The organism is Micromonospora saelicesensis, assembly GCF_900091575.1.
GTDB lineage: Bacteria > Actinomycetota > Actinomycetes > Mycobacteriales > Micromonosporaceae > Micromonospora > Micromonospora saelicesensis.
This window is the reverse complement of sequence record NZ_FMCR01000010.1, coordinates 192980-215261: the sequence shown is the minus strand read 5'-3', so window position 1 is coordinate 215261 and position 22282 is coordinate 192980. Positions and strand designations below refer to the sequence as shown.

Below are 22282 nucleotides of genomic sequence, written 5' to 3'. Positions count from 1 at the left end.
CGTGTCCCGCCCGGCGAGCGCGGGCCCCCGCCGGGCCGCCGCGTCCGCCGTCAGGACGGCCGAGCTCCTGCCGCCGCGGCCCCGCGGGCGCCCGTCGCGGCGGGTGGCGGCAATCTCGTCGGAGGGTACGGATTGTCGCGACGAGGCTGGGGCAAGATGAAGGCATGCCCACCCTGCGTCTCGCCCTGTCCCAGGTCAACCCGAGCGTCGGCGACCTCGCCGGAAACGCCGACCTGGTCCGCAGCTGGACTCGCCAGGCCGCCGATGCCGGTGCCCAGCTGGTGCTCTTCCCGGAGATGATGCTGACCGGGTACCCGGTCGAGGACCTCGTCTTCCGGCGCTCCTTCGTCGCCGCGTCCCGGGCCGCCGTGGAGCGTCTGGCCGCCGACCTGGCCGCCGACGGTCTCGGCGAGTTGCCGGTCGTGGTCGGCTACCTGGACGCCGACGGCCCGCCGCAGGTCAGCGGGGACGCCGAGCCGGGCCGAGGTGCCCGCAACGCGGCCGCGCTGCTGCACCGGGGCGTCGTGGCCGCCCGCTACTTCAAGCACCACCTGCCCAACTACGGGGTCTTCGACGAGGACCGGTACTTCGTCTCCGGTGACGAACTGACCGTGGTGCGGATCGGCGGCGTGGACGTCGCGCTGACCATCTGCGAGGACCTGTGGCAGGCCGGCGGTCCGTTCGCCGCCGCCCGGAGGGCCGGCGTCGGCCTGGTCGTCAACATCAACGGCTCGCCGTACGAGCTGAACAAGGACGACATCCGGCTCCCGCTGGTCCGCCGCCGGGCCGCCGAGGCGGGCGCCGCCATCGCGTACGTCAACATGACCGGCGGCCAGGACGAGCTGGTCTTCGAGGGCGACTCGATGATCGTGAGCGCCGACGGTGAGCTGCTCACCCGGGCACCGCAGTTCGTCGAGCACCTGCTCGTGCACGACGTCGAGTTGCCGGCCGCCGCCGCCCCGCCGACCAGCGAGACGGTGGCCGACGGCATGCGGATCGTGCACAGCACGCTGGACGGCATTCCGCCCACGCCGTCCGGCCCGGCCGCCACCGGCGGGCTGATCGAGCCGGTGGCCGACGAGGCCGAGGTGTGGCAGGCGCTGGTGCTGGGTCTGCGCGACTACGTCAACAAGAACCGCTTCCCGTCGGTGGTGCTCGGTCTCTCCGGCGGCATCGACTCGGCGGTGGTGGCGGCGCTCGCCGTCGACGCGCTCGGGCCGGACCGGGTGGTCGGGGTGTCGCTGCCCAGCCAGCACTCCTCGGAGCACTCCCGAGAGGACGCCGCCGACCTGGCCAAGCGCACCGGCCTGGACTACCGCGTCGAGCCGATCCAGCCCATGGTCGACGGTTTCCTGGCCAACCTGTCGCTGTCCGGCGTGGCCGTGGAGAACCTGCAGGCCCGGGTCCGTGGCGTGATCCTGATGGCGCTGTCGAACCAGGAGGGCCACCTGGTGCTGACCACCGGTAACAAGAGTGAGCTGGCGGTCGGCTACTCCACCCTGTACGGCGACTCGGTGGGCGGCTTCAACCCGGTCAAGGACGTCTGGAAGACGCTGATCTGGCGGCTCGCGAAGTGGCGCAACAGGGACGCGGCCCGGCGCGGTGAGACCGCCCCGATCCCGGAGAACTCGATCGGCAAGCCGCCGAGCGCCGAGCTGAGCCCGGGCCAGCTCGACAGCGACAGCCTGCCCGACTACGACGTCCTGGACCCGATCCTGATCGGCTACGTCGACGGCGACCTCGGCCGCGACGGTCTGGTCGAGTCGGGTCACGACCCGGCGATCGTGGACAAGGTGCTGCGGCTGGTGGATACCGCCGAGTACAAGCGACGGCAGTCGGCGCCGGGCACGAAGATCTCCATGAAGGCGTTCGGCCGGGACCGCCGTCTGCCGATCACCAACCGGTGGCGCGAGCACGGCTGAGCCGTACCCCTGGGGGTGCCGGGTCGGTGGCGCGGCCCGGCGCCGCCGCGCGGCGACCTCGCGGCGCGGTCCCAGGTGGCCAGGTGGGGCGGCCCCGCGCTGGTGGAGTGACATCTTGCACTGGGCCCTGCCGTCAGCCCGTCTCGCGGTGCGACGATCGCGACGGAACCCGGGGACCGCGCAGGCGGCCTCGAGGAAGGGAGACAGAGATGGTGGAGTCCACTCCGAACGAGGTGACCGCGTTGTACGGCGGCCCGGCCACCCGACGGGTCCGCACCCGCGACCTGATGGCCGCCAAGGAGCGCGGCGAGCGCTGGCCGATGCTCACCTCGTACGACCAGTACACGGCGTCGATCTTCGACCAGGCCGGCGTTCCGGTGCTGCTGGTCGGCGACTCGGCCGCGAACAACGTGTTCGGCTACGAGACCACCCTGCCGATCACCGCCGACGAGCTGCTTCCGCTGGTCCGGGCCGTGGTGCGGGCGACCCGGCAGGCGCTGATCGTCGGTGACCTGCCGTTCGGCTCGTACGAGGAGGGCCCGGCCCAGGCGCTGCGTACCGCCGTCCGGTTCATGAAGGAGGGTGGCTGTCACGCGGTGAAGTTGGAGGGTGGCCGCCGCAATGCCGCCCAGATCGCCGCGATCGTCGGTGCCGGCATTCCGGTGATGGCGCACATCGGTTTCACCCCGCAGAGCGAGCACACCCTGGGCGGCTACCGCGTACAGGGTCGCGGCGACACCGCCGACGAGGTGCTGGCCGACGCGCGGGCGGTGGCGGAGGCGGGCGCGTTCGCTGTGGTGTTGGAGATGGTGCCCGGCGAGGTGGCCAAGCGGATCACCCACGAGCTGCCGATCCCCACGGTGGGCATCGGCGCGGGCCCGGACACCGACGCTCAGGTGCTGGTCTGGCAGGACATGGCCGGGCTCCGGACGGGCAAGGCGCCCCGTTTCGTCAAGCGGTACGCGGATCTGGCCGGCGCTCTCACCGACGCCACCCGCCGTTTCGCCGACGAGGTCCGCGGCGGAGAGTTCCCCGCCGCCGAACACACCTTCTAGCCAGCGACTCGGTCCTGCCGATATCGGGGTGTCCTGGCAGCACTGGGACACCCCGATATCGAGTGTCAGAGGTCGGTGACGCGGATGCCGGCGTGCGCCTTGTAGCGCTTGTTGATGGCGATCAGGTTGGCGGTGAACGCCTCGATCTGGTGGGCGTTGCGCAACCGGCCGGCGTAGATGCCCCGCATGCCGGGGATCCGGGCGGCCAGCGCGCCGACGATGTCGACCAGCTCGCGGTCCTCGGTGCAGATCAGCACGTCCAGGTCGATCCGGTCGACCTCGGGGTCGGCCAGCAGCGGAGCGCTGACGTGGTTGAACGCGGCGCAGACCCGGGAGTCGGGCAGCAGCGCGGCGGCCTGCTGCACGGCGCTGCCCTCGGCGACGGTCAGCGCGTACGGGCCCTGCTTGTCGAAGCCGAGCGGGTTGACGCAGTCGACGACGATCCGGCCGGCGAGCGGCTCGGCGAGGGCGGCGACGGTGGCGGCGTGCCCGTCCCACGGCACCGCGATGATCACCACGTCGCTGCGTCGGGCCACCTCGTCGTTGGCCGCACCGGTGACACTGCCGCCGGCCGGGACCCCGGGCAGGGCGGCGATCTCGGCCGCGGACTCGGCGGCCCGCTCGGCCGACCGGGATCCGATCAGCACCGTCTGGCCGGCCCGCGCGAACCGGTAGGCGAGGCCCCGCCCCTGGTCGCCGGTGCCACCGATGATGCCGACCGTCAGCCCGGACACGTCGGGCAGCGTGCTCGCGTCGTATGCCATGGCCTCATCCTCGCAAACCGCTCGTCCGGCAGCAGCGCCGAGCGCTGTGAGAATCCCCGCTGCCGCGAGCGACCGCGCCGCCGAGGCCCGAGCCAGGGCGGCGACCAAGCAGGCGGGCGAGGACCGGGCCAGCGACGGCGGCCCGGTCAGGCCAGCTCGAACAGGACGGTACGGGCCGCCGGGTCGGCGGTGACCAGACGGACCCGGACCCGTTCGCCGAGCGGTAGTTGGCCGAGGCAGCGGGCGCGTACCGGCGGGGCGTCCAGCGCGACGGTGCCACCGGGCGGTCGGGGCCGGGACTTGCCGTTGGGCGGCGCGTCGACGTCGAGGACGGCCGCATCGAAGGTCTCGCCGACCCGGTGCTCCAGCACCGCCGCCTCGGCCAGCTCGACGGCGCCACGAGAAGCCGCCGAGGCGACCCGGTCGGTGCTCGCCATCACCTCGGGCAGCCGGGGCAACGCGGCACGGGCCCAGTCCGGCACCGGCTGGCCCGCGTGCAGGGCCAGGCAGACCTCGGTGGCGTACCGGTCGGCCAGCCGCCGAAGCGGGGCCGTCACGTGGGCGTACGCGGCCGCCACGCCACCATGTTCGGGCTGCTCCGGCAGCTCCCCGTCGAAGGCGGTGTACGCGGCACCGCGCATCAGCTCGGCCGCCTGGTCGATGAACGCGGCGGCACGCGGCTGGGCGGCGTCCAGACCGGCGATGACCTGCCCCGGGCCCACGTCGTCCGGCCAGTGCACGCCCAGCGGCGCGGCGGCGGCCCGGAGTCGCTGCACCGCCTCCGGCTTGGGCGCCGGCATCGTACGCAGCAGACCCACCCGGCCGGCCAGCATGATGTCGGCGGCAGCCATCCCGGTCAGCAGGGAGATCTGCGCGTTGTGCTCTTCCATCGGCACCGGCGCGCGCAGCACCAGCTGCCAGCCCTCACCGTCGGGCTCCAGATCCTGCTCGGGCAGCGGCAGGTTGATGGCGCCCCGGCTCAGCCCACGGGCGGTCAGTCGGTCGCCGATCTCCGGCAGCAGCGCGATCGGGTCGGGTAGCCGCCCGGCCTCGGCTGCCGCCTGCACCCCGGTGTAGTCGAGTTTGGCGCGGCTGCGGACCAGGGCACGTTCCAGCTCGACGGCCACGGTGCCGCCGTCGGCGTCCAGGTCGATGGTCCAGACCACTGCGGCCCGGTCGTCGTCGGGCAGCAGGCTGGCGGCACCCTCGCTGAGGGTGTGCGGGTGCAGCGGCACGTTGCCGTCGGGCAGGTAGATGGTCTGCCCCCGCTGCCAGGTCTCCGCCTCCAACGCCCCACCCGGGGTGACGTGTGCGGCGACGTCGGCGATCGCGTACCGCACCCGGTAGCCCCCACCCGGGCGGCGGCTGAGGTGCATCGCCTGGTCCAGGTCCCGCGAGGTGGCGGGGTCGACAGTGACGAACGGTATGTCGGTGCGGTCGACGGGCGGCTGCGGCGGTGCCGCAGCCGCCTCGTCGGCTTCACGCTGGGCGTCGGCCGGAAACTCCTCGGACAGGCCGAGCTCGCGGCGCAACGCGCCGAAGTCGATGCGGGGCGCGAGTACGCGTCGGATGACCACGGGTCAATCCTGACAGCGCCACGGGTGATCCGCTTCCGGTGACCGGCCGGAAATCCGCCCGGAGAGGGGTTGCTCCCCGCTCAGCCGGTCGCCTTGCGGGCGGCGCTGCGGGCCCCCCTGGGGGCGGTGGCTCGGGCGGCGACCGGGCGGGCCGGCGTCTTGCGGGCGGTCACCTTGCGGGCCGGCGCCTTGGCCGCGACGGTCTTCTTCGCCGGGGCCTTCTTCGCCGCCGCCTTGCGGGCGGTGGTCGACGAGGTACCCGTCGCCTTCGCGGCCGGGGCCTTCTTGGCCGGGGCCTTGCGCGCGCCGCCGCTGGGGCGGGTGGACGCGGTCTTCTTCGCCGCGGCCGTCTTCTTCGTCGCTGTCTTCTTCGCGGCGGACGCCTTGGTCGCCACCTTCCGCGCCGGGGCCTTCGCCGCGGTGGTGGTCTTGCGCGCCGAAGCCTTGGCGGCGGTGGTGGTCTTGCGCGCCGGGGCCTTCGCCGCGGTGGTGGTCTTCTTCGCCGCCGAGGCGGTGGTCTTCTTCGCCGCGCCCACCGTCTTCTTCGCCGTACCGGTGGTCTTCTTCGCGGCGGTGGTGGTCTTGCGCGCGGTGGACGCCGGGGCCCGCTTGGCGGCGGTGGTCGTCTTGCGGGTGGTGGTCGAGGCCTTCGCGGGGGCCTTCTTGGTCGCGGCGGTGGTCTTGGTCGTGGCCTTCTTCGCGGGGGCCTTCGTGGCCGCCGTGGTGGTCTTCCTGGCCGGGGCGCGGCCCGCCCCGCCGGCGGCCTTGCGAGCCGGTGCCTTCGCGGCAGCCGTGGTGGACTTGCGCACGGGGGTGGTCCGGCTCGCCGCGGTGTTCCGCTCCGCCGCGGCGGTCTTCTTCGCGGTGGTGCGTCGGGCGGCCGGGCGCTTGGTGGCCTGCTGTGCTTCGGCCATCGTGGTTCCCTCCTCGGGGGACGTGCTCTCGCGTGCGTCCTCGCGGAGCACGAAATACCTCGGCGCGAGCCGTCCCGCGCCGCCTATCTGTCGTCCCCGGCCCAACGAGCGTCCTCGGCATCCCACGCCTCGTTCCGCTCCTGCACTCGTTGCAGGGCGTTCTCCGCGTCGGCCGCCGAGTCGTACGGGCCGAGAACGTGCTTCGCCGGACACACGTTGGAGTCCGTCTCGACCCGGTGATGCCGGGTGCACCAGTAGAACTGCCCACCACGTCCGCTGTCGCTCATGGGAATCACTGTGCACCGCGAACCGGCCGGCCGCCACCGGATCGCACAAGTCGCCGACGATCTCCACAGTAGATATGCATTGCGTTCGTCGGGGCGGAACGCGGAAATAGGGTCGGACGAACAGTCAGTTCCGGTGCAATCCAGGGCTGAGGCATGATCTGCGCTCGTGACCAATACGGTGACCGGAACGGGGGCGTGCCCGGGGTGTGCGGCGACGACGGCATCGGTACGGGACGCGGTGCCCTGGTGCCCCGGCTGCGAATGGAATCTGGACGCCTATGACCCGGCACGACGCCAACGCGAGTTCGGGTGGAGTTGGGTCGACCGGTGGACCTACCGAATGGCGTTCCGGGCGACCAGGCGGCAGTTCACCCAACTGGTTGGGCGACCGTTGGGCACCAACGGATCCGAAGCCGCCCGGACGCTCACCGCGGCAGCCTCGTTGCTCCTGATCGCCGCGGTGCTCGCGCTCGCGGTCGTCGGTGGTTGGCTGATCGTGGCGTTCCCGTTTCCCAACCTGGCGATCGTGCCGGGTGTGGCGATGGTCGGTCTGGCGATCGCGTTGCGGCCCCGGTTCGGTCGCCTCGACCCGGAACTGGAGGTGCTCACCCGCGACCAGGCGCCGGAGCTGTTCGGTCTGATCGACGAGGTGGCCACCGCTGTCGGGGCACCTGCGCCGGACGTGGTGGGCGTGGACGACACCATCAACGCGTACGCGGGCACTGTCGGGTTGCGGCGCCGGAAGGTGCTCGGTCTCGGGCTCCCGCTGTGGGGTTCGCTTCCCGCCGGTGGCCGGGTGGCGCTGCTCGGCCACGAGCTGGGTCACTTCGTCAACGGTGACCCGCGCCGGGGCCTGTTGACCCAGCCCGCGTTCACCATGCTCGGCTCGGCGGCCGACCTGTTCCGGCCGGTGCGGACCAGCGTCGGGGCGGGGCTGGTGGAGATGCTGGGCGACGCGCTGGGCCGCGCGTTCCAGTGGGTGGTGTCGCGGGTGCTGTTCGTCGCGTACCTGCTGCTGGTGACTCTGGCATTGCGGGACAGCCAGCGGGCCGAGTACCTCGCCGACGAACTGGCCGCCCGGGTGGCCGGCACGACCGCCGCGACCGACTTCCTCGACACCCTGCTCGCCACCGAATCGCTGGCGTTGGCGGTGCGTCGGGAGAGCCGGGCGGGACACGGCCCGGACCGGTGGCGGTTTGCGCTGGTCGAGTCCCGTGCGGCCAGGACGGACCAGTTGCCGCTGCTGCGGCAACTGTCGGTCCGCGACGAGGCGTCGCTGTTCGCCGCTCACCCACCGACCGGACTGCGCCGCCAGATGCTCGCTGGGCGCACCTGGCAGGATCCCTCGGTGGTGCTCACCGAAGCCCGGATGGAGCGGATCGACGCCGAACTCGGCAAGGAGTACGACCGCTTCCGCCGTACGGTCAGCTGGTCGGGCTGACGCCGGACGTGGGTCCGCGTCCGGCATGGGGCAGAGCGGTCGCGGCCTATGATCGCCGGATGGCGATTCCGGACTACATCATGGGGTTGCGCAAGCACGTCGGTCACGACCTGCTCTGGCTGCCGAGCGTCAGCGCGGTGGTCCGCAACGACGCCGGTGAGCTGCTGCTCGGCCAGCGTGCCGACGACGGGCGCTGGTCGGTGATCAGCGGTTTCGTCGAGCCCGGCGAGCAGCCGGCCACCGCGCTGGTCCGCGAGGTGCGCGAGGAGACGGGCCTGGAGGTGGCGCCGGTGCGGATGTCCAGCGCCGTGTCGCACCCGCACACGTACCCGAATGGCGACCGCTGCGACTACCTGAACCTGGGGTTCCTGTGCCGGTTGGTGGCCGGCACCGCCCGCGTCAACGACGACGAGTCGCTGGCCGTGCGGTGGTTCCCGCTGGACCGGCTGCCCGAGCTGGACAAGCATGCCCTGCTGGTCATCGCGTACGCGTTGCGCGAGAACCAGCTGGCCGGTTACCTGGAGCCGGGTACGACGTGGGACGACGTACCCGACTGAGGTTCACACCGGGGTCGGCGCCAGCGCGACCGTCTCGGCGGGCGCCGACCGGGCCGCCCGGATGGTGTACGCGAGCGCGTACGGCGTGCAGGCCAGGTAGAGCATGGGTTCCGCGAGCACCTCGTTGGTGATGATGTGGAAGATCTCCCATGGGATGGTGGGCCGGGGTAAGCCCACGTTCCAGTCCGTCCAGGCGGTGAGGAGCCACAGCGGCGCGGAGATGTGGTCGACGCCGCCCAATGGTGTCGGACCGCTGACCGGGCCAGCGCGACTGCCCGCCGAGACGGCGTCGAAGACGGCGAGAATCACCGCGAGGTCGGCGGCGGCGAGCGCGCCGAGGACGCCCACCCACCAGGCCGCACGGAGGCGGTTGCGGGAGGCGAGGCTCGCTGCGGCCCAGAGGGCCAAGGTCAGGCCGGCCAACCAGAGCAGCAGCCCAGGTACGAAGGTGGCCAGGTCGTCCGGCGAGATGGCAGACAGGAACACGACAGCGGTCACGCCGATGGGAAGCACCACGCCGAGCGCGATGCGCAGCGGGCCGTCGAGTGCGGTGCGCCGGGCCCAGCGCGCGGCGAACACCGCCAGCAGGACGGCCAGCCCGACGGTGAGCGCCGTCCAGATCGGCTTCTGCACCCGCTCGGACCAGTCCTGGGTCACCATGCGCTCGATCGGCATCAGGGCGAACGCGCTGGCGAGCACGATCCCGACGCAGGCGATCGGGGACAGCAGTAGTGCGGCGACGGTGCGGCCGGCCCGACCACGCATCACTGCGCGGTCGACGATCGGGGCGCCGGCGCGACTGACGGCCAGGCTCACCGCGAAGCCGACCATCTTCGTCCGGCGGCCACTCTCGGCGAGCACGTGCAGCTCGGCGGCCCACTCGCGGCGCAGGTCGTCACGAACGTCGGCCGGCCAACGGCGCGCGGCCAACTCCAACAGCAGCTCGGCGGCCCGGCGGGTCACCACGCCGGTGCCCCGGTGGGCTCGGTGCCACCCCACGATGGACGACCGTCAGGGATCGCGGCCCGCAGGTCGGCGAGCGCCTGGCGGGCCTGAGTCACCCCTTCGGCGGTGAGGCGGTAGTAGCGGCGGGCCGGCCGCCCGGCCGCGACGGGATCGATCGCCTCCCAGTCGGCGGCCAGCCAGCCGGCCTCCTGCAACCGGTGCAGCACCGGGTAGAGGGTGCCGCTGGGCAGGCCGGTCATTCGCATCAGGTCGAGCCCGTAGCGCTGCTCGTCGGGCTCGGCGAGCAGCGCCGCGAGCACCTTCGCGACCGGGATGGTCATCCGCATACGACCACTGTATCGGAACTCTACATAGGGGTGGGTACCCGTTCGACGGGGATCCACAGCTCGGCGTCCGCCTGGGTGCCGTCCGCCGACACCCGGACCCGGGAGATCTCCGGTCCAGGTCGGCTGCGGTACGGGTTGGACGGAAACCACTGGGTGAACACGTCACGCCACAGGTACTGCACCGTCTGCGGAAACGCACCGGAGGTGGTGAACACCGCCCATGACCCGGCCTGCACCGGCAGCGCGTCCAGGTCCTCCGGCGGCGCGGCGCTGGTCACCACCCCGTGCCAGTAGTCCAGCTCGGTGCCCTCCTGCCGGCTGTCGGCGAGGTTGTCGCTGACGTTGACGATTCCCTTCGGCTCCTGATCGGAGAGCGCCTCGATCCGCTCGGTCGTCTCCTTGTCGATGCTCCGGATGAACGCGACGATCGCCGGGTTCATCCCCTCGTGCACCAGCGGGACCCGGGCCTTGCGCCCCACCAGCGCGAACGCGTCCTTGTCGACGATTCGGTACTCCATGCTGCCGCTCCCTTCGACGGTGAGTCGGAAGGACATCCGGGGCTGGGCGCGCAGCGCTGCCCCCGTACGCCGGGCTTCTCCCGGCCCCACGCCGTGCACGGCGTGGAACGCCCGGGCGAACGCCTCCGCCGAGCCGTAGCCGTAGTGCACCGCGACGTCGAGCAACGTCCGCTCCCCCGCCAGCACGTCCGCACCGGCGACGGTGAGCCGACGCCGCCGGATGTACTCCGACAGCGGCATTCCGGCCAGTGCGGAGAACAGCCGCCGGAAGTGGTACTCCGACGTCAGCGCGATCCGCGCCAGCTCGGCCACCTCGATCTTCTGGTCGAGGTGACGCTCGATGTACGCCATGGCCTCGTTGAGCCGATCCAGCACCCGGGCCTCCTTCCCTTTCGAGTACCGACGCTAGGTCGCGGGGTCGGTCGCCCACCCGACATCCGATGCCCGCATCGGTCGGGTGCGGCCGCACCGGTCGTCGTGTCGTAGCCTGGCGGACTTTGCTTCCCGAGGAGGTTGACGTGGCCGAGTATCCGCAGGACGTCGTGCAGCGCTTCCACGGCACCCCCGAACAGGTCGACGCCGGCCTGGTGGGCGAGCCGCCACGGACGTGGGAGTCCGTCGTCATCGAGGAGTACGACGGGGCCTGGGCGCAGCGGTTCATTGCCGTCCGGTCGTCGCTCACCGAGGCGCTTGGTGGTCTGATCATCGGGGTGGAACACGTCGGGTCGACGGCGGTGCCGGGGCTGGCGGCCAAGCCCGTCATCGACGTCGACCTCGTGATCGAGGACACCGCCGACGAGTCCGGCTATCTCCCCGCCCTGCAACGGCTCGGGTACCGGCTCGTCCTTCGGGAGCCCTGGTGGCACGGGCACCGGATGCTTCTCAGCCCCGCCGAGGACGTCAACCTGCACGTCTGGCCGCAGGGTGCGCCGGAACCGGTCCGGCACCTGCTCTTCCGCGACTGGCTGCGCTCGCATCCGCACGACCGGGAGCGGTACGCCGCGACCAAGCGGCGCGTCGCGCGGGACACCGAGCACCGGCCCCGCGACTACAGCCTCGCGAAGAACGACGTCATCGACGAGATCTACGCGCGCATCTTCGCCGCTTCGGCGGCAGCAGCCGAGGTCGATCAGCCGGGCGGAACCACCCGGGCCGACGGTTGATAATCCTGACTGTCACGCTGCCGGAAAAGGGGTCTTCGATGATGCGATGGCACTGGGTCGTTGCGGTGGTGGTGGCGGCGATGCTCGCTGGTTGTGGCACCGACGCGAACGCCCCTGTCGACCCCGCGCTACCCCGCGGTGAAAGCCTCGGCGAGCTGCGTCAGCAGGCACGGGAGGCATTGGCCCGGTACGACCAGGCCGTCATTGACGCAGGTGGCGCTGGCGCCGTCACCCCGACACCACCACCGTGGAACTCCCCGCCGGGCATCGCCATCGAGTCGGCGACCACAACCGGGGCCGGTACGCAGCTGACCGTCGACTTCACCGGCACCTTCGGGCCGGCGACCGGACCCTGTGGCGCCGACTATCACGCGGAGTCGGTCGAGTCGGCCAACGCCGTCGTGGTCATCGTCATCGCGCAGCACCACAACAGCGGCGAGCTGTGCACCCTCGCGGGCTACTCGCGTACCGCAACCCTCAATCTGGCCCAACCGCTGGGCAGGCGGCCGGTCCTCGAGGTACGCCAAGGGCAACCGGTCCCGCTCACCCGCAGGTGAGTGAGCGCGCCGCGTTTTCAGCGCGGCGGCTGCTGCATGATCCAGGTGGGCACGGGCTCCGGCAGGAAGCCCGCCACCTCCCAGCCGGCCCGGCGGTACAGCTCGACGTTGGCCGGGTTGCTGGTCTCCAGGATCGCCGGCAGGCCGTCGGCGGCGGCACGGGCCAGGCCGGCCCGCATGACGGCACGGCCCCAACCGCGCCCGGCGCTGTCGGGGTGGGTGCCCAGGACGCCGAGATACCAGAACGGGAACGTCGGCAGCGCGGCGTGCACGGCGTCGTCGTAGCTCTGGACGCGGGCCAGCACGTCGGCGGGGTAGTGAGCGGCGAGCCCGCCCTCCGGTGACCCGGTCAGCGACCCCGCCGGTGGCTCCCAGATGGCGACCGACGCGCCCCCGCCGAGCGTCCAGATCGACGACTGGTGCACACGCTTGTCGAAGAGGTGCCCGAAGAAGGCGGCGGCGTACCGCGGATAGGTCTCCTCGTCGGGGAAGAGGCACCGCAGGATCGGATCCTTGACGAACGCGGCGACCAGCGTATGAACCACCGCATCGCGGTCCGCCGGGGTGGCGATGGTGATCTCGGGCGTTGTCACAGCAGTCGACACTATCCGGAAAAGCGCCTTGACCCTGACACGGTGGCGGCCCCGAGACTGGCCCCATGGACCTCGATGACTACCGCAGACACTCCCCCTACAGCGACCCCGGTCGGCACGGTGGTCTCCTCGACGCCGTGTCGTCCGACATCCCCAGCGTGGCGGCGACCGCCCGCAACGTGATCGTCCACTACCGGGCCGGCGGAGTTGACCTGCCCGTGGACCGGCTCGACGAGGTGAACCGCCGCTGGGTGGACCGCATCCTCGACACCGACCAGTCCCGTTTTCCAGTGCCACTCACCGCTGAGCGCCCGGCCGTGGACCGGGTGGCCGGCTGCTGCCGGGACCACACACTGCTTTCGATCGCGATCCTCCGTCAGCACGGCATTCCCAGCCGCAGCCGGGTCGGCTTCGCCTCCTACTTCACTCCCGGCTGGCACCACGATCACGTGCTGGTGGAGTACTGGAACGGCGAACGCTGGGTCTGGGCCGACCCGGAGCTCGACCCGGCCGGCGACTGGCGGTTCGACGGCTACGACATCGACCCGACGGCAGGCCTCTTCGACTCGGCGGCGCGGGTGTGGTCGGCGTACCGGGCCGGGACGATCGATCCCGACGTCTACGGTGTGGCCCCCGACATGCCGGTCCACGGCGCCTGGTTCATCTACGACTACCTCCTGCACGAACTGGCCCATCGGCAGAAGGACGAGCTGCTGCTGTGGGACAGCTTCGGCGCGATGACCGACGACCTCGCCAACGCCGACCTCACGCTCGCCGACGAGATCGCCGCCCTGCTGCTCGACGCCGACGACGGCGACGAGGCCGCGGAGAAGGCGCTCGCCGACCGGTACGCGACCGACAGCCGTCTGCGTCCCGGCGCTCAGGTACGCAGCCTCTCACCGGTCTCCGGCACGGAGAACACTGTCGATCTGCGCGTCAGCCGAAGGTGAAGGCGTACGCCTCGGCGCCGGGCTCGCCGAACGTGATCTCCAAGGTCCGCTCCCGGACCGCGCCGTCCTGGCGGACGAGCTGGTAGAGCCGGCCGTCCTGGAGTACGCCGTTGCCGTCCTCGTCGACGTCGACGCCGTGTGACGGGCCGGGAGCGTCACCGTCGAGCAGCACGCGGAACGGGATCGACGCTCCCGCCCCGGGGGCCAGCACGAGATGCGCGTCGCGAGCGTGGAACCGGAAGGCGATACCGCCGCCGGCCTTGTCCAGCACGACGTTCTCCGACCCGATCGTCCACTCCCCCGCCAGCGCCCACTGGTTGAGGCCGAGGCTCTCCGGCACCTGGTAGGCGCGGCGTTCGTCGAGCGCCGGGCCGTTCGGCGACGCGAAGTGTTCGCCGCGACTGAAACCGAGGTACGTCTCGGGCGTGCGCAGGTTGGTCCAGTCGGCCTCCGCCTCCGGGCCGAGCCCGTTGACGGGTACGGGTTCCCGCTCGATGCCGAGCAGTTGCTGGAGCACCCGCTCGGACTCTTCGTAGCGTCCCTCGCCGAAGTGTTCGTCGCGGATGACCCCGTCGGTGCCGACGAAGTAGAGCGCCGGCCAGTAGTGGTTGTCGAACGCACTCCAGATCGCGTAGTCGTTGTCGACCGCCACCGGGTAGTCGATCGACCGGGCCGCCACCGCCCGCCGCACCCAGTCAACGTCGTGCTCGAACGCGAACTCCGGGGTGTGCACCCCGATGACGACCAGCCCGTCATCGCGGTAGGCCTGCGACCAGGCCCGCACGTACGGCTCCTGGCGCAGCCAGTTGATGCAGGTCAGCGTCCAGAAGTTGACCAGGACGACGCGCCCACCCAGGTCGGCGGGGCCGAGTGGCTCGGAGTTGAGCCACTCGGCCGCCCCGTTCAGCGGGGGCAGGTGCACGGCCATCTAGCGCAGCGACCGGAAGGCGGCCCGCATCTCTTCCGAGAAGAGTTGCGGCTGCTCCCAGGCGGCGAAGTGCCCGCCCTTGTCCAGCCTGTTGTAGTGAATGAGATTGGGGTACGCCTGCTCCGCCCAACTCCTGGGAGCCTGGTAGAGCTCGTCAGGGAACACGCTCACCGCAACCGGGATCGTTACGCCCTTGGCCGCGAAGAAGGAGAGCTGGTTCTCCGCGTACAGACGAGCCGAGGAAACCCCGGTGTTCGTCAACCAGTAGAGCGAGATGTTGTCGAGGAGGTCCTCCGGCGTGATGCCTCGGGGCTGCCCGGCGACGGACTCGGAAATGAGCTTCAGGCTGGCGGCGTCATGGTCGAGCATGTACGTCGCCAGGGCGACGGGCGAGTCCGCCAATCCGGTCAGCGTCTGGGCGCGTCCCATCTCAAGGGCATAGCTGGAGTGCTTCCAGAAGAAGTCGGCCTGCTCGCAAGCGCGCCTCTCCTCGTCGGAGAGGTTGGACGGAAGCGACCCGAGGGGATTGTTCGCACCGGTGATACCGGACTGGAGCATCGCATCGATGTCGGGCGGATACACACCCGGCATGTTGGTGTGGATGCCGATCAGTTCCGGAGGCGCCTGCACACCCATCAACTCCGTGATGAGCGCACCCCAGTCGCCGCCCTGCGCCACGAATTGCGTATAGCCAAGGCGCCTCATCAGCTCGATCCAGGCGTTCGCGATGTGTTGCGGGTCCCAGCCGGGCTGGCTCGGCTTCCCCGAGAAGCCGTAACCGGGCATCGATGGAATGATCAGATGGAAGGCGTCCGAGGCGCTCGCACCGTGCGCGGTGGGATTGGTGAGCGGGTCAATGATCTTCATCTGCTCGATCACCGAACCGGGCCACCCGTGCGTGACGATGAGCGGCAGGGCGTCCTCGTGCTTCGAACGGATGTGGAGGAAGTGGATGTCGAGGCCGTCGATCTCGGTCATGAACTGCGGTAGGGCGTTCAGCCGCGCCTCGACCTTGCGCCAGTCGTACTCTTTCTCCCAGTAACGCGCGAGGGCCTGCATTGTCGCGAGCTGCACGCCCTGCGACTGATCCGGCACTGTTTCCTTTTCGGGCCACCGTGTGGCGGCGATGCGGGCACGCATCGCCTTGAGGTCCGCGTCGGGGATTTCCACCTTGAATGGCCGGATCTCCGTGGTGCCGGGTCGCGTCATGGTCTTGACAGCCATGGGTGCTTCCTCTCCGTCTGAATCGCGCCTCACGAGGGGACCAGGTGTTTCCCAGGCTGACCGCATTCAGGCATGATCATGGGTCGGAATTGTGGCTGGACCATTGCGCCAGCAGGGGTGGCGATGCCCGTCAATGCGCATACCCGGGATCGGCGACGGCGTGTTCGGCGGCGCGGCTGACCTGCTCCCAGCTCGCCCACGTGTCCATCCGTCGGCGGGCGATGTCGAACGCCAGGTCGTACACCATGCTGCCGAGCAGGAGCCGCAGCGGCGGCTCGTCGCTGTCGACCAGTTGCAGCAGCGCCTCGGCGGCCAGCCGCGGTTCGCTGTCGATCGAGCCTTCCGCCCACTGCCGTTCCAGCTCGGCGCGCAGTGACGCGTAGGCGTCCATCGGGGTGGTGGCGCGCACGCTGGTGTAGAGGTCGGTCCAGTATCCGCCCGGCTGCACGATGCTGACAGTGATGTCGAAGGCCGCCGCCTCCATTGCCAGCGCCTCGCTCATGCCCTCCAGGGCGAACTTGCTCGCGCTGTACAGGCCGGTGCTCGGGAAGCCGCCGAGCGCGGCGATGCTGGAGACCTGCACGATGTGGCCGGACCGTTGGGCGCGCAGGTGCGGCAGCACGGCCTGACTGACCCAGAGCGCGCCGAAGAGGTTGACCTCGAACTGGGCGCGCGCCTCGGCCTCGGTGAACTCTTCGATCATGCCCATGGACAGGATGCCGGCGTTGTTGACCACGATGTCGAGCCGGCCGAAGTGCTCGACGGCGGTGTCCACTGCGGCGATGACCGCCGCCCGGTCGGTCACGTCGAGGGTCAGGGCCAGCAGCTTGTCGGCGTACTTCTCGTCGAAGTCGGCCTGGGTGATGGTCCGGGCGGCGGCGACCACCCGGTCACCCCGGTCGAGCGCGGCGTCGGCGAAGGCGCGGCCCAGGCCGCGGCTGGCACCGGTGATGAACCAGGTACGCATGTGTTCTCCAGGGGTTTCAAGACGAGACGGTCCGTCTCGTGATGGACCGAGACTAGGCCCGGGACATCATCACCGTCAAGACGAGACGGTTCGTCTCGCAAACTGGTATCGTTCCACCCATGACGCCCAACACGGCCCGCCGGAGAGAGACCTCCCGGCGCGCCATCCTCACCGCGGCCTTCGACCTGCTTCAGGAAACGGGGTACGCGAAGCTCAGCATCGAGGGCATCGCCGCGCGGGCCGGCGTCGGCAAGCAGACCATCTACCGCTGGTGGCCGTCGAAGGGCGCTGTCATCTTCGACGCCTTCCTCATGCTCAGCGAGGCCACCGAGGGTGGGCCGCCGACGCTGCCGGACACCGGCGACCTGGCGGCGGACCTGACAGTGGTGCTGCGCGCGACGGTCGAGGAGATGAACGACCCCCGGTACGAGCAACCGATGCGCGCGCTGGCCACCGAGATCGCGCTCGACCCCGAGCTGGCCGCGGCGTACGCCGAACGGTTGGACGGGCCGTTGAAGGAGGCCAAGCGGCAGCGCCTGCGCAGCGCCCAGCAGGCCGGCCAGATCGCCGACGACGTCGACCTCGGCGTGGCGGTGGACATGATCTGGGGGCCGGTGCTCAACCGCTGGCTGCAGCGCAGCGGGCCGCTCACCGCCGAGTACGCCGACCTCGTCGTCGCCACCGCCCTCAACGGCCTACGCCCCCGTCGACAGGCCCGTTCCGCCCCGGTCAGCGTCAGCACGTTCAGGGATGCCTGATCCCGAGCGCTCCTGATCAGCGGGGCATCGGCACCGTTGTCAGGCGAACGGCTGCTCGGCGAAGCTGATCCCGGCGCGCTCGGCGGGGGTGAGGATCTGCTGGGGGACGTGCTGCGGCGGCATCCGAAGGAACTGGGTGTAGCCAGCAGCTCGAAGGCGGAGATCGAAGTTCTGACCCTCGATGTGCCACAACGGTTCCGGGCTACTGTCCGGGGATTCGAGCCGGTGCAGGTCGGCGATCTCCATGAGGTCGTGAAGCGGTCCGAGTTTGCCGTCGATGTTCCACGCACCTTCGAACACCAGCGTCGCGGGCGCGATCCAGAAGGTGAAGTGGCGCTCCTCTCCCGCAGGTTGCACCCACCGCACGATGTAGTCGAGGTCCAGCAGGAGCCTGGCGGGCGGAAGTGTGTCATCCACGCCGATGCTCACCGCATGGATCCGGCAGTCATGCCATCCCATGTTCGGGAAGTCGGCGTCGGTCCAGGTCGCCTTGGACAATCCTGAAGCGGCATGCGGCAAGCTGATCACCGGATCAGTATCCGGGACAGCACGCTCGCGTCGGTGACCGCCAGACACCAACTCCTGCCGCCGACGCCGATCTCGTCGTCGCCACCGCCCGCAACGGGTTGCGCCCCCGCCGATCCGGCGAGTGACGATCGGTGGGACGGCTTTGCGCTGCCACAGCGCGGTGCGGCAACATCAGGCGCCGTGACGGCACCAGGCACGGCCCCCGACAACGACATCCCGGCCGGCGACGACGGCACGCCCCGGTCGAGTCGGCGGGTCAGACACTGGCTGGCCGGTGCCGGGGTCACCGCCCTGGCCGCCGTCCTGGGTATCACCCTCGCGGTTCGCGGCGGCGCCACCCCGGCCTGCGCCGCGCCACCGACCGGCAACGCCGTCCACAAGGGAAAGGCCAGCTTCTACGACGCGGGCCGCTCGGGCGGCAACTGCTCCTTCCCGGGCCCTCCGGCGGACCGGCTCTACGTGGCCCTCGGCGCATCCCAGTACTCCGGATCGGCGGCCTGCGGCAGTTACCTGGAGGTGACCGGTCCGAAGGGCAAGGTCCGGGTCATGGTGATGGACCAGTGCGGCGGCTGCGGGCCCAGCAAGATCGACCTGTCCACCGAGGCGTTCACCAAGATCGCGGACCGGTCGCAGGGCATCGCGCCCGTGACGTACCGGGCGGTGGTGAACCCGCCGCTCGACGGAGGGCTCACCTTCCGGTTGAAGGGCGGCGCCTCGAAGTACTGGTTCGCGGTGCAGGTCGGCAACCACGGCAACCCCCTCCGCTCGGTGGAGGCGATGGGACCGGGTGGCGGCTTCCGCAAGGCCGCCCGGCAGAGCGACAACCACTGGACCATCGAGGGCGGGATCGGCCCCGGGCCGTACAGCATCAGGGTCACCGACGTGTACGGACGCCAGGCGACCGCCACCGGCATCCGCATGGTCACCAAGCAGGTGCAACGCAGCACGGTCACCCTCGCCAGCGCCTCCCCCACACCCAGCAGTTCACCCTCTGCCCCGCCGAGCCCCACCACCGCGCCCGCACCGACGCCGACGGAGTCAGTCGCACCGACGGCGACAGTCGAAGCGCTCGCGGGTGCCGCCGCTCCACTCGACCGCCCCCGCTGCTGACCGCCTGGTCTTGAGTGACCCGGTCGCGGTGCCGCTATAAGCGGCGGCTGGCCGAGGTCTGCGCTGACTAGACTGCCCCGGTGGTCGACGTCCTGAGGCTGGAGCCGCTGTTGTTCCCCGCCGAGTTCACGTCGCACCGCATGGGGATCCTCGTCAACGGACTCGACGTCGCTGCGACGGCGTACCCGGCAGACGGCTTTTACGGACAGCCGGTAGCGGGGTTCGCGCCCTCATGGCTCCTAGGACCGGACGGGCTCGCTGCCACACCGGAAGCCCGAGAGATCGCGGTAGGCGGATCGGACATGAGCGAGGACCAACTGACGGTCCGCGTCTGTCAGGCCGGCTCTGAAGTGCTCTGGGACCGCTGGCGTCTGCGAGTCATCGACAGGGTGCACAAGGAGGGGGCGGAGATCGGGCTGGGCAGCTTCCAGTTCGACTCGCACGCGTACGCGGAGGAGTTAACCAAGGCGACGGAGCGCACCACCCGGACGTGGCCGGCGCGGTTGGTTGCCGAGAACCTTCAGGTCACACTGTGGCGTGAGGGATGGGACCAGGACGGCGGAGCCTGGATACGCCGCTACGTGGCGATCCGCGCGCCCGAGGATCGTCCGGACGTGGTCGAGATCAGCTACTACGCCCGCGATCTGAGCGGGCAGCGTTACGCCCTACCGGGCAGCTACGTCGTGACTTTTCCGGTCGACGGTACCGACCCGGATGTTCAAGCCCAGGCCATCGCGGACCGGCTAGGTCATGAAGACCTCAAGCCGATCTCGGTCCACCAGCCTCGTCGACGACGAAAGCCGGCTGGACGAGATGCGGCAGAGTCTCCGTCGTGAACGAACGCCAGGGCGACGAGCAGGATCGGTTCCGCGATCCGTTGGTCAGTCTGTACGAGCTGGCGGCCGAGGACATCTACGTCGTCTGCCCACGCTGCGGGCATCGGGCGGTCAACTCCCCACAGCCAAATGACAGTAGGTGGGTGGCCTCCTGGCCCCGTCGACTCACGTGCCCGGGGTGCGCGTACTCGGCGTCCTGGTCCCCGCGGGGATCTGAGGTCTCGTCCTGGAACGGTCCAGTCGATCCGTTCTTCCACCTGCCCTTGTGGCTGAGGGCCCAGTGCTGTGGCGGGCACACGCTCTGGGCGTTCAACCGCACCCACCTTGACATCTTGTCCGGATACATCGGCGCTCGACTTCGGGAGCGGGGCCCGGCGCCAGGCGGCATGACGCTGGTGGCACGGCTGCCGAACTGGCTCAAGGCCGCCAACAATCGGGACGAGCTGCTTCGAGTCATCAGTCGACTGAGCGCATCAATTGACTAGAGCACGGGCTAAGGTCGCGTCCACGACGGTGAGTGACGCCATGGCGATCGCTCCCGTATGGGCCCATCGGCCACCGTCCGAGCGGTTGGCCTCCGCTGCGTAGCAGCCGGTCAGCGCGAGATTCAAAGCAGCGCGCGCCGCCATCCACGGCCAACGGGGGCGCCCACACAAGACGCCGGAACCGACGACGAGATCAGTCAAACCGACCGCTCGGGCCAGGACAGGGCGATCACCCAATCCGAGGGCTGCCGCGCTGCGTCGTGGCATGGCCGTCAGCACCACACCGAAGCCGAGCGTCACGAGACCGACGGCATTCGCCAACTTGTCTGCACGTCGCCGAATCATGTACCAGATCATCGCAGGCAGATCGACAGAGGAGCGTGGCGTGGATTCTTTGGACGTGGAACTCTTCGCGGACTACCACCAGATCCACCTGAGTGACGACGGGTCGGCGGGCGACCTCAGCGAGGCATGGACGGACCAGGCGGTTGTCGACCGGCTGGCCGTGGTCGACGACGCGATGGCCATCGGCACGTCGGTCAACGTCACGGTCGCGGTAAGAGTCGAGGTGTTGGACGCTCCGCCCGCCGCCGACCTCGCCGACTACGACCATGTGGTCGAGGGGAGCATGCAGGTTCGGTCGGGCCGCATCGTGGTCATGGGTTGCACCGATTACGAGCCGGATGCTGTGCGGGTCCCGGTGCCGGTAGGGCCCGTTCGTGTCCGGGCAGCGAGCAGCAATCTCGCCGAGGCGGAGCGCGTGGGGGTCGACTCCGACGAAGCCCCGCAGACGATGGAGCGGCTGCGCGTGCAGGTGTGGCCAGCCCCAAGGGAGGAGCCCGTGGTGTTGAAACGCTGGGTGGGCGAATCCGGGTTGCGTCAGGACAGGTAGCGGCCGAGTATCGCCGGGTGGATGCTGTGGTGCAGTGGGTTCGCACGTCGTGGACCAAGCGTTCGCGCGGCGGAGCCGAGGCGACCCGGCGTAACGCCGTACCGCTGTCGTTCGCCCTGCCGGCACGGGCCGCGCCGCTCACCCACGAGGTAGACATGGCGGAGGCCGATGGGTTCGAGCCTCGCGAGGGCCTGCGACGCGTGTCGTACCGGAGCGATGTGCGTCTCCGGCTGGTGGACGGTCAACTCCGGGTTGAACTGCTCGCGTCGGCCTGGGGTAGGCCGCGCCGTCACCGCCGGCCGCCCGCGGTGCGACTCGCTCACGGCGAATGGCTGCGCTGGCAGATCAACTACCGCTTCACCGGGACGTCTGACGGCGCCTGGCTGTACCGCTTGGACACGCTCAACCTTGCACATGGCGCGGTTCCGGCCGACACCTTCCTCGGCGAACCGCCTCGATTCATCGACGAGCGCGGGCTTATCTGGTAGCTACCGCCGCTGCGACCTCGGCCTTCGTACCCGCCGTACCATCTCACGATGATCTCGGAGACCTTCGATGCGCGGCGGGCTCACCTACGTTGACCGCCTCGACTTCACCCGAGGCAACCCCCTGAGAGCCGTCCGACGAATGGTCTGGCCGACCGTGAAGCTGCACGCCGACGACAGCACACTGACCTTCACGTCGCGTACCGGATCGGACACCCTGGAGCACTTCTCCGTGGCCGCGCTGGTGCACCATCCGTTTCACCGACGGTTCCCGGTGCCGGCGACCGCCGTCTCCTTCGACGTCGAGGGACGCGACCAGATCCTGCTCTTCTGGACTCTCCGCGCGGGCGCGGTCCTGCGTGCACTCGACAAGCTGGGCTGGGACGCCGAACAGCCCGAGCCCTGGATCCCGTACGTCTGAACTGGTGGTCGGGCGGCAGTCCACCTACCTGGCGGCCCGTCGTCGTCACCGGGTGCAG

The 22282-nt window shown here is 70.5% G+C and carries 26 protein-coding genes; 13 read left to right on the top strand and 13 right to left on the bottom strand.

Features of this window, described 5'->3' with window-relative positions; all coding sequences use genetic code 11:
• Positions 1–164: 164 nt before the first annotated feature.
• The gene (locus tag GA0070561_RS32240; RefSeq protein WP_091409553.1) at positions 165–1922 is read left to right on the top strand and encodes an NAD+ synthase; all 1758 of its coding nucleotides are present in this window, start codon (positions 165–167) and stop codon (positions 1920–1922) included.
• Positions 1923–2131: 209 nt separating this feature from the next.
• Complete coding sequence (panB, locus tag GA0070561_RS32235; RefSeq protein ID WP_091409549.1) at positions 2132–2977, top strand: 3-methyl-2-oxobutanoate hydroxymethyltransferase; 846 nt, start codon at positions 2132–2134, stop codon at positions 2975–2977.
• A 65-nt stretch (positions 2978–3042) separates the two neighbouring features.
• Here the strand turns inward: panB and npdG are convergent, their stop codons facing one another.
• The 4 genes from npdG to GA0070561_RS32215 form a co-directional block, all read right to left on the bottom strand.
• Positions 3043–3741: an NADPH-dependent F420 reductase gene (gene npdG / locus GA0070561_RS32230; protein WP_091409546.1), complete on the bottom strand. Its 699-nt coding sequence runs from the start codon at positions 3739–3741 to the stop codon at positions 3043–3045.
• A gap of 146 nt (positions 3742–3887) precedes the next feature.
• Positions 3888–5318, bottom strand: coding sequence for an RNB domain-containing ribonuclease (locus tag GA0070561_RS32225; RefSeq protein ID WP_091409541.1), 1431 nt, complete (start codon positions 5316–5318; stop codon positions 3888–3890).
• A gap of 80 nt (positions 5319–5398) precedes the next feature.
• Positions 5399–6232 (bottom strand): hypothetical protein, encoded by an 834-nt coding sequence (locus GA0070561_RS32220; protein ID WP_091409536.1) that lies wholly within the window; start codon positions 6230–6232, stop codon positions 5399–5401.
• 83 nt (positions 6233–6315) lie between these two features.
• Complete coding sequence (locus tag GA0070561_RS32215; protein WP_091409533.1) at positions 6316–6519, bottom strand: hypothetical protein; 204 nt, start codon at positions 6517–6519, stop codon at positions 6316–6318.
• Positions 6520–6685: 166 nt separating this feature from the next.
• Here GA0070561_RS32215 and GA0070561_RS32210 point away from each other — a divergent pair, with 166 nt between their 5' ends.
• Positions 6686–7960: a M48 family metallopeptidase gene (locus tag GA0070561_RS32210; RefSeq protein ID WP_091409529.1), complete on the top strand. Its 1275-nt coding sequence runs from the start codon at positions 6686–6688 to the stop codon at positions 7958–7960.
• Between the two features lie 59 nt (positions 7961–8019).
• Positions 8020–8517 carry an NUDIX hydrolase gene (locus GA0070561_RS32205; RefSeq protein WP_091409526.1) on the top strand — a complete coding sequence of 166 codons (498 nt, stop codon included), beginning with the start codon at positions 8020–8022 and terminating at the stop codon, positions 8515–8517.
• A 3-nt stretch (positions 8518–8520) separates the two neighbouring features.
• On the opposite strand, the gene GA0070561_RS32200 is transcribed toward GA0070561_RS32205, so the two are convergent.
• The 3 genes from GA0070561_RS32200 to GA0070561_RS32190 are packed head-to-tail and all read right to left on the bottom strand — an operon-like array spanning position 8521 to position 10702.
• Complete coding sequence (locus GA0070561_RS32200) at positions 8521–9516, bottom strand: hypothetical protein (protein ID WP_244166525.1); 996 nt, start codon at positions 9514–9516, stop codon at positions 8521–8523.
• Positions 9477–9809: a PadR family transcriptional regulator gene (locus GA0070561_RS32195; protein WP_091409523.1), complete on the bottom strand. Its 333-nt coding sequence runs from the start codon at positions 9807–9809 to the stop codon at positions 9477–9479. The genes GA0070561_RS32200 and GA0070561_RS32195 overlap by 40 nt, the downstream gene beginning before the upstream one ends.
• A 20-nt stretch (positions 9810–9829) precedes the next feature.
• Positions 9830–10702, bottom strand: coding sequence for an AraC family transcriptional regulator (locus tag GA0070561_RS32190; RefSeq protein ID WP_091409520.1), 873 nt, complete (start codon positions 10700–10702; stop codon positions 9830–9832).
• A 143-nt stretch (positions 10703–10845) separates the two neighbouring features.
• Here GA0070561_RS32190 and GA0070561_RS32185 point away from each other — a divergent pair, with 143 nt between their 5' ends.
• Together GA0070561_RS32185 and GA0070561_RS32180 are read left to right on the top strand one after the other, a co-directional pair.
• Positions 10846–11490, top strand: a complete 645-nt coding sequence (locus GA0070561_RS32185) for a GrpB family protein (protein WP_167362547.1) — start codon at positions 10846–10848, stop codon at positions 11488–11490.
• Positions 11491–11528: 38 nt separating this feature from the next.
• Positions 11529–12047, top strand: coding sequence for a hypothetical protein (locus tag GA0070561_RS32180; protein WP_141710515.1), 519 nt, complete (start codon positions 11529–11531; stop codon positions 12045–12047).
• A 17-nt stretch (positions 12048–12064) separates the two neighbouring features.
• On the opposite strand, the gene GA0070561_RS32175 is transcribed toward GA0070561_RS32180, so the two are convergent.
• Positions 12065–12640: a GNAT family N-acetyltransferase gene (locus GA0070561_RS32175; RefSeq protein WP_181539242.1), complete on the bottom strand. Its 576-nt coding sequence runs from the start codon at positions 12638–12640 to the stop codon at positions 12065–12067.
• 65 nt (positions 12641–12705) lie between these two features.
• Here GA0070561_RS32175 and GA0070561_RS32170 point away from each other — a divergent pair, with 65 nt between their 5' ends.
• The gene (locus GA0070561_RS32170; RefSeq protein ID WP_091409498.1) at positions 12706–13590 is read left to right on the top strand and encodes a transglutaminase domain-containing protein; all 885 of its coding nucleotides are present in this window, start codon (positions 12706–12708) and stop codon (positions 13588–13590) included.
• Here GA0070561_RS32170 and GA0070561_RS32165 read toward each other — a convergent pair.
• The 3 genes from GA0070561_RS32165 to GA0070561_RS32155 all read right to left on the bottom strand — a co-directional run bounded on the left by GA0070561_RS32165 (position 13577) and on the right by GA0070561_RS32155 (position 16709).
• Complete coding sequence (locus GA0070561_RS32165) at positions 13577–14518, bottom strand: redoxin family protein (RefSeq protein ID WP_091409492.1); 942 nt, start codon at positions 14516–14518, stop codon at positions 13577–13579. The genes GA0070561_RS32170 and GA0070561_RS32165 overlap by 14 nt on opposite strands.
• Entirely contained in the window at positions 14519–15742 is a 1224-nt protein-coding gene (locus GA0070561_RS32160) for an epoxide hydrolase family protein (RefSeq protein ID WP_091409487.1), read from the bottom strand. It abuts the gene before it with no gap.
• A gap of 130 nt (positions 15743–15872) precedes the next feature.
• A complete protein-coding gene (locus GA0070561_RS32155; protein ID WP_091409483.1) occupies positions 15873–16709 on the bottom strand; it encodes an SDR family oxidoreductase in 837 nt (278 codons plus the stop codon).
• 119 nt (positions 16710–16828) lie between these two features.
• On the opposite strand from GA0070561_RS32155, the gene GA0070561_RS32150 reads away from it, so the two are divergent.
• Entirely contained in the window at positions 16829–17467 is a 639-nt protein-coding gene (locus tag GA0070561_RS32150) for a TetR/AcrR family transcriptional regulator (protein ID WP_091409477.1), read from the top strand.
• A gap of 39 nt (positions 17468–17506) precedes the next feature.
• Here the strand turns inward: GA0070561_RS32150 and GA0070561_RS32145 are convergent, their stop codons facing one another.
• Positions 17507–17995 carry a hypothetical protein gene (locus GA0070561_RS32145; protein WP_091409473.1) on the bottom strand — a complete coding sequence of 163 codons (489 nt, stop codon included), beginning with the start codon at positions 17993–17995 and terminating at the stop codon, positions 17507–17509.
• Between the two features lie 180 nt (positions 17996–18175).
• On the opposite strand from GA0070561_RS32145, the gene GA0070561_RS32140 reads away from it, so the two are divergent.
• Complete coding sequence (locus GA0070561_RS32140; protein ID WP_091409469.1) at positions 18176–19105, top strand: expansin EXLX1 family cellulose-binding protein; 930 nt, start codon at positions 18176–18178, stop codon at positions 19103–19105.
• Positions 19106–19185: 80 nt separating this feature from the next.
• Positions 19186–19941, top strand: a complete 756-nt coding sequence (locus GA0070561_RS32135) for a hypothetical protein (RefSeq protein ID WP_091409464.1) — start codon at positions 19186–19188, stop codon at positions 19939–19941.
• A gap of 473 nt (positions 19942–20414) precedes the next feature.
• Here GA0070561_RS32135 and GA0070561_RS33875 read toward each other — a convergent pair whose 3' ends face one another.
• The gene (locus tag GA0070561_RS33875) at positions 20415–20783 is read right to left on the bottom strand and encodes a hypothetical protein (RefSeq protein ID WP_167362546.1); all 369 of its coding nucleotides are present in this window, start codon (positions 20781–20783) and stop codon (positions 20415–20417) included.
• 43 nt (positions 20784–20826) lie between these two features.
• Here GA0070561_RS33875 and GA0070561_RS32125 point away from each other — a divergent pair, with 43 nt between their 5' ends.
• From GA0070561_RS32125 to GA0070561_RS32115, 3 genes are all read left to right on the top strand, one after another.
• Positions 20827–21318: a hypothetical protein gene (locus GA0070561_RS32125; RefSeq protein WP_244166524.1), complete on the top strand. Its 492-nt coding sequence runs from the start codon at positions 20827–20829 to the stop codon at positions 21316–21318.
• 17 nt (positions 21319–21335) lie between these two features.
• A complete protein-coding gene (locus tag GA0070561_RS32120) occupies positions 21336–21806 on the top strand; it encodes a hypothetical protein (RefSeq protein ID WP_091409452.1) in 471 nt (156 codons plus the stop codon).
• Between the two features lie 67 nt (positions 21807–21873).
• The gene (locus tag GA0070561_RS32115; RefSeq protein WP_091409447.1) at positions 21874–22224 is read left to right on the top strand and encodes a hypothetical protein; all 351 of its coding nucleotides are present in this window, start codon (positions 21874–21876) and stop codon (positions 22222–22224) included.
• Positions 22225–22282 lie beyond the last annotated feature (58 nt).

What these genes read in the sequence shown, in the direction of transcription:
- GA0070561_RS32240 (WP_091409553.1), top strand. Translation starts at nt 165, where the DNA reads ATGCCCACCCTGCGTCTCGCCCTGTCCCAGGTCAACCCGAGCGTCGGC.
- panB (WP_091409549.1), top strand. Translation starts at nt 2,132, where the DNA reads ATGGTGGAGTCCACTCCGAACGAGGTGACCGCGTTGTACGGCGGCCCG.
- npdG (WP_091409546.1), bottom strand. Translation starts at nt 3,741, where the DNA reads ATGGCATACGACGCGAGCACGCTGCCCGACGTGTCCGGGCTGACGGTC.
- GA0070561_RS32220 (WP_091409536.1), bottom strand. Translation starts at nt 6,232, where the DNA reads ATGGCCGAAGCACAGCAGGCCACCAAGCGCCCGGCCGCCCGACGCACC.
- GA0070561_RS32215 (WP_091409533.1), bottom strand. Translation starts at nt 6,519, where the DNA reads ATGAGCGACAGCGGACGTGGTGGGCAGTTCTACTGGTGCACCCGGCAT.
- GA0070561_RS32205 (WP_091409526.1), top strand. Translation starts at nt 8,020, where the DNA reads ATGGCGATTCCGGACTACATCATGGGGTTGCGCAAGCACGTCGGTCAC.
- GA0070561_RS32195 (WP_091409523.1), bottom strand. Translation starts at nt 9,809, where the DNA reads ATGCGGATGACCATCCCGGTCGCGAAGGTGCTCGCGGCGCTGCTCGCC.
- GA0070561_RS32180 (WP_141710515.1), top strand. Translation starts at nt 11,529, where the DNA reads ATGATGCGATGGCACTGGGTCGTTGCGGTGGTGGTGGCGGCGATGCTC.
- GA0070561_RS32170 (WP_091409498.1), top strand. Translation starts at nt 12,706, where the DNA reads ATGGACCTCGATGACTACCGCAGACACTCCCCCTACAGCGACCCCGGT.
- GA0070561_RS32165 (WP_091409492.1), bottom strand. Translation starts at nt 14,518, where the DNA reads ATGGCCGTGCACCTGCCCCCGCTGAACGGGGCGGCCGAGTGGCTCAAC.
- GA0070561_RS32160 (WP_091409487.1), bottom strand. Translation starts at nt 15,742, where the DNA reads ATGGCTGTCAAGACCATGACGCGACCCGGCACCACGGAGATCCGGCCA.
- GA0070561_RS32155 (WP_091409483.1), bottom strand. Translation starts at nt 16,709, where the DNA reads ATGCGTACCTGGTTCATCACCGGTGCCAGCCGCGGCCTGGGCCGCGCC.
- GA0070561_RS32150 (WP_091409477.1), top strand. Translation starts at nt 16,829, where the DNA reads ATGACGCCCAACACGGCCCGCCGGAGAGAGACCTCCCGGCGCGCCATC.
- GA0070561_RS33875 (WP_167362546.1), bottom strand. Translation starts at nt 20,783, where the DNA reads ATGATCTGGTACATGATTCGGCGACGTGCAGACAAGTTGGCGAATGCC.
- GA0070561_RS32115 (WP_091409447.1), top strand. Translation starts at nt 21,874, where the DNA reads ATGCGCGGCGGGCTCACCTACGTTGACCGCCTCGACTTCACCCGAGGC.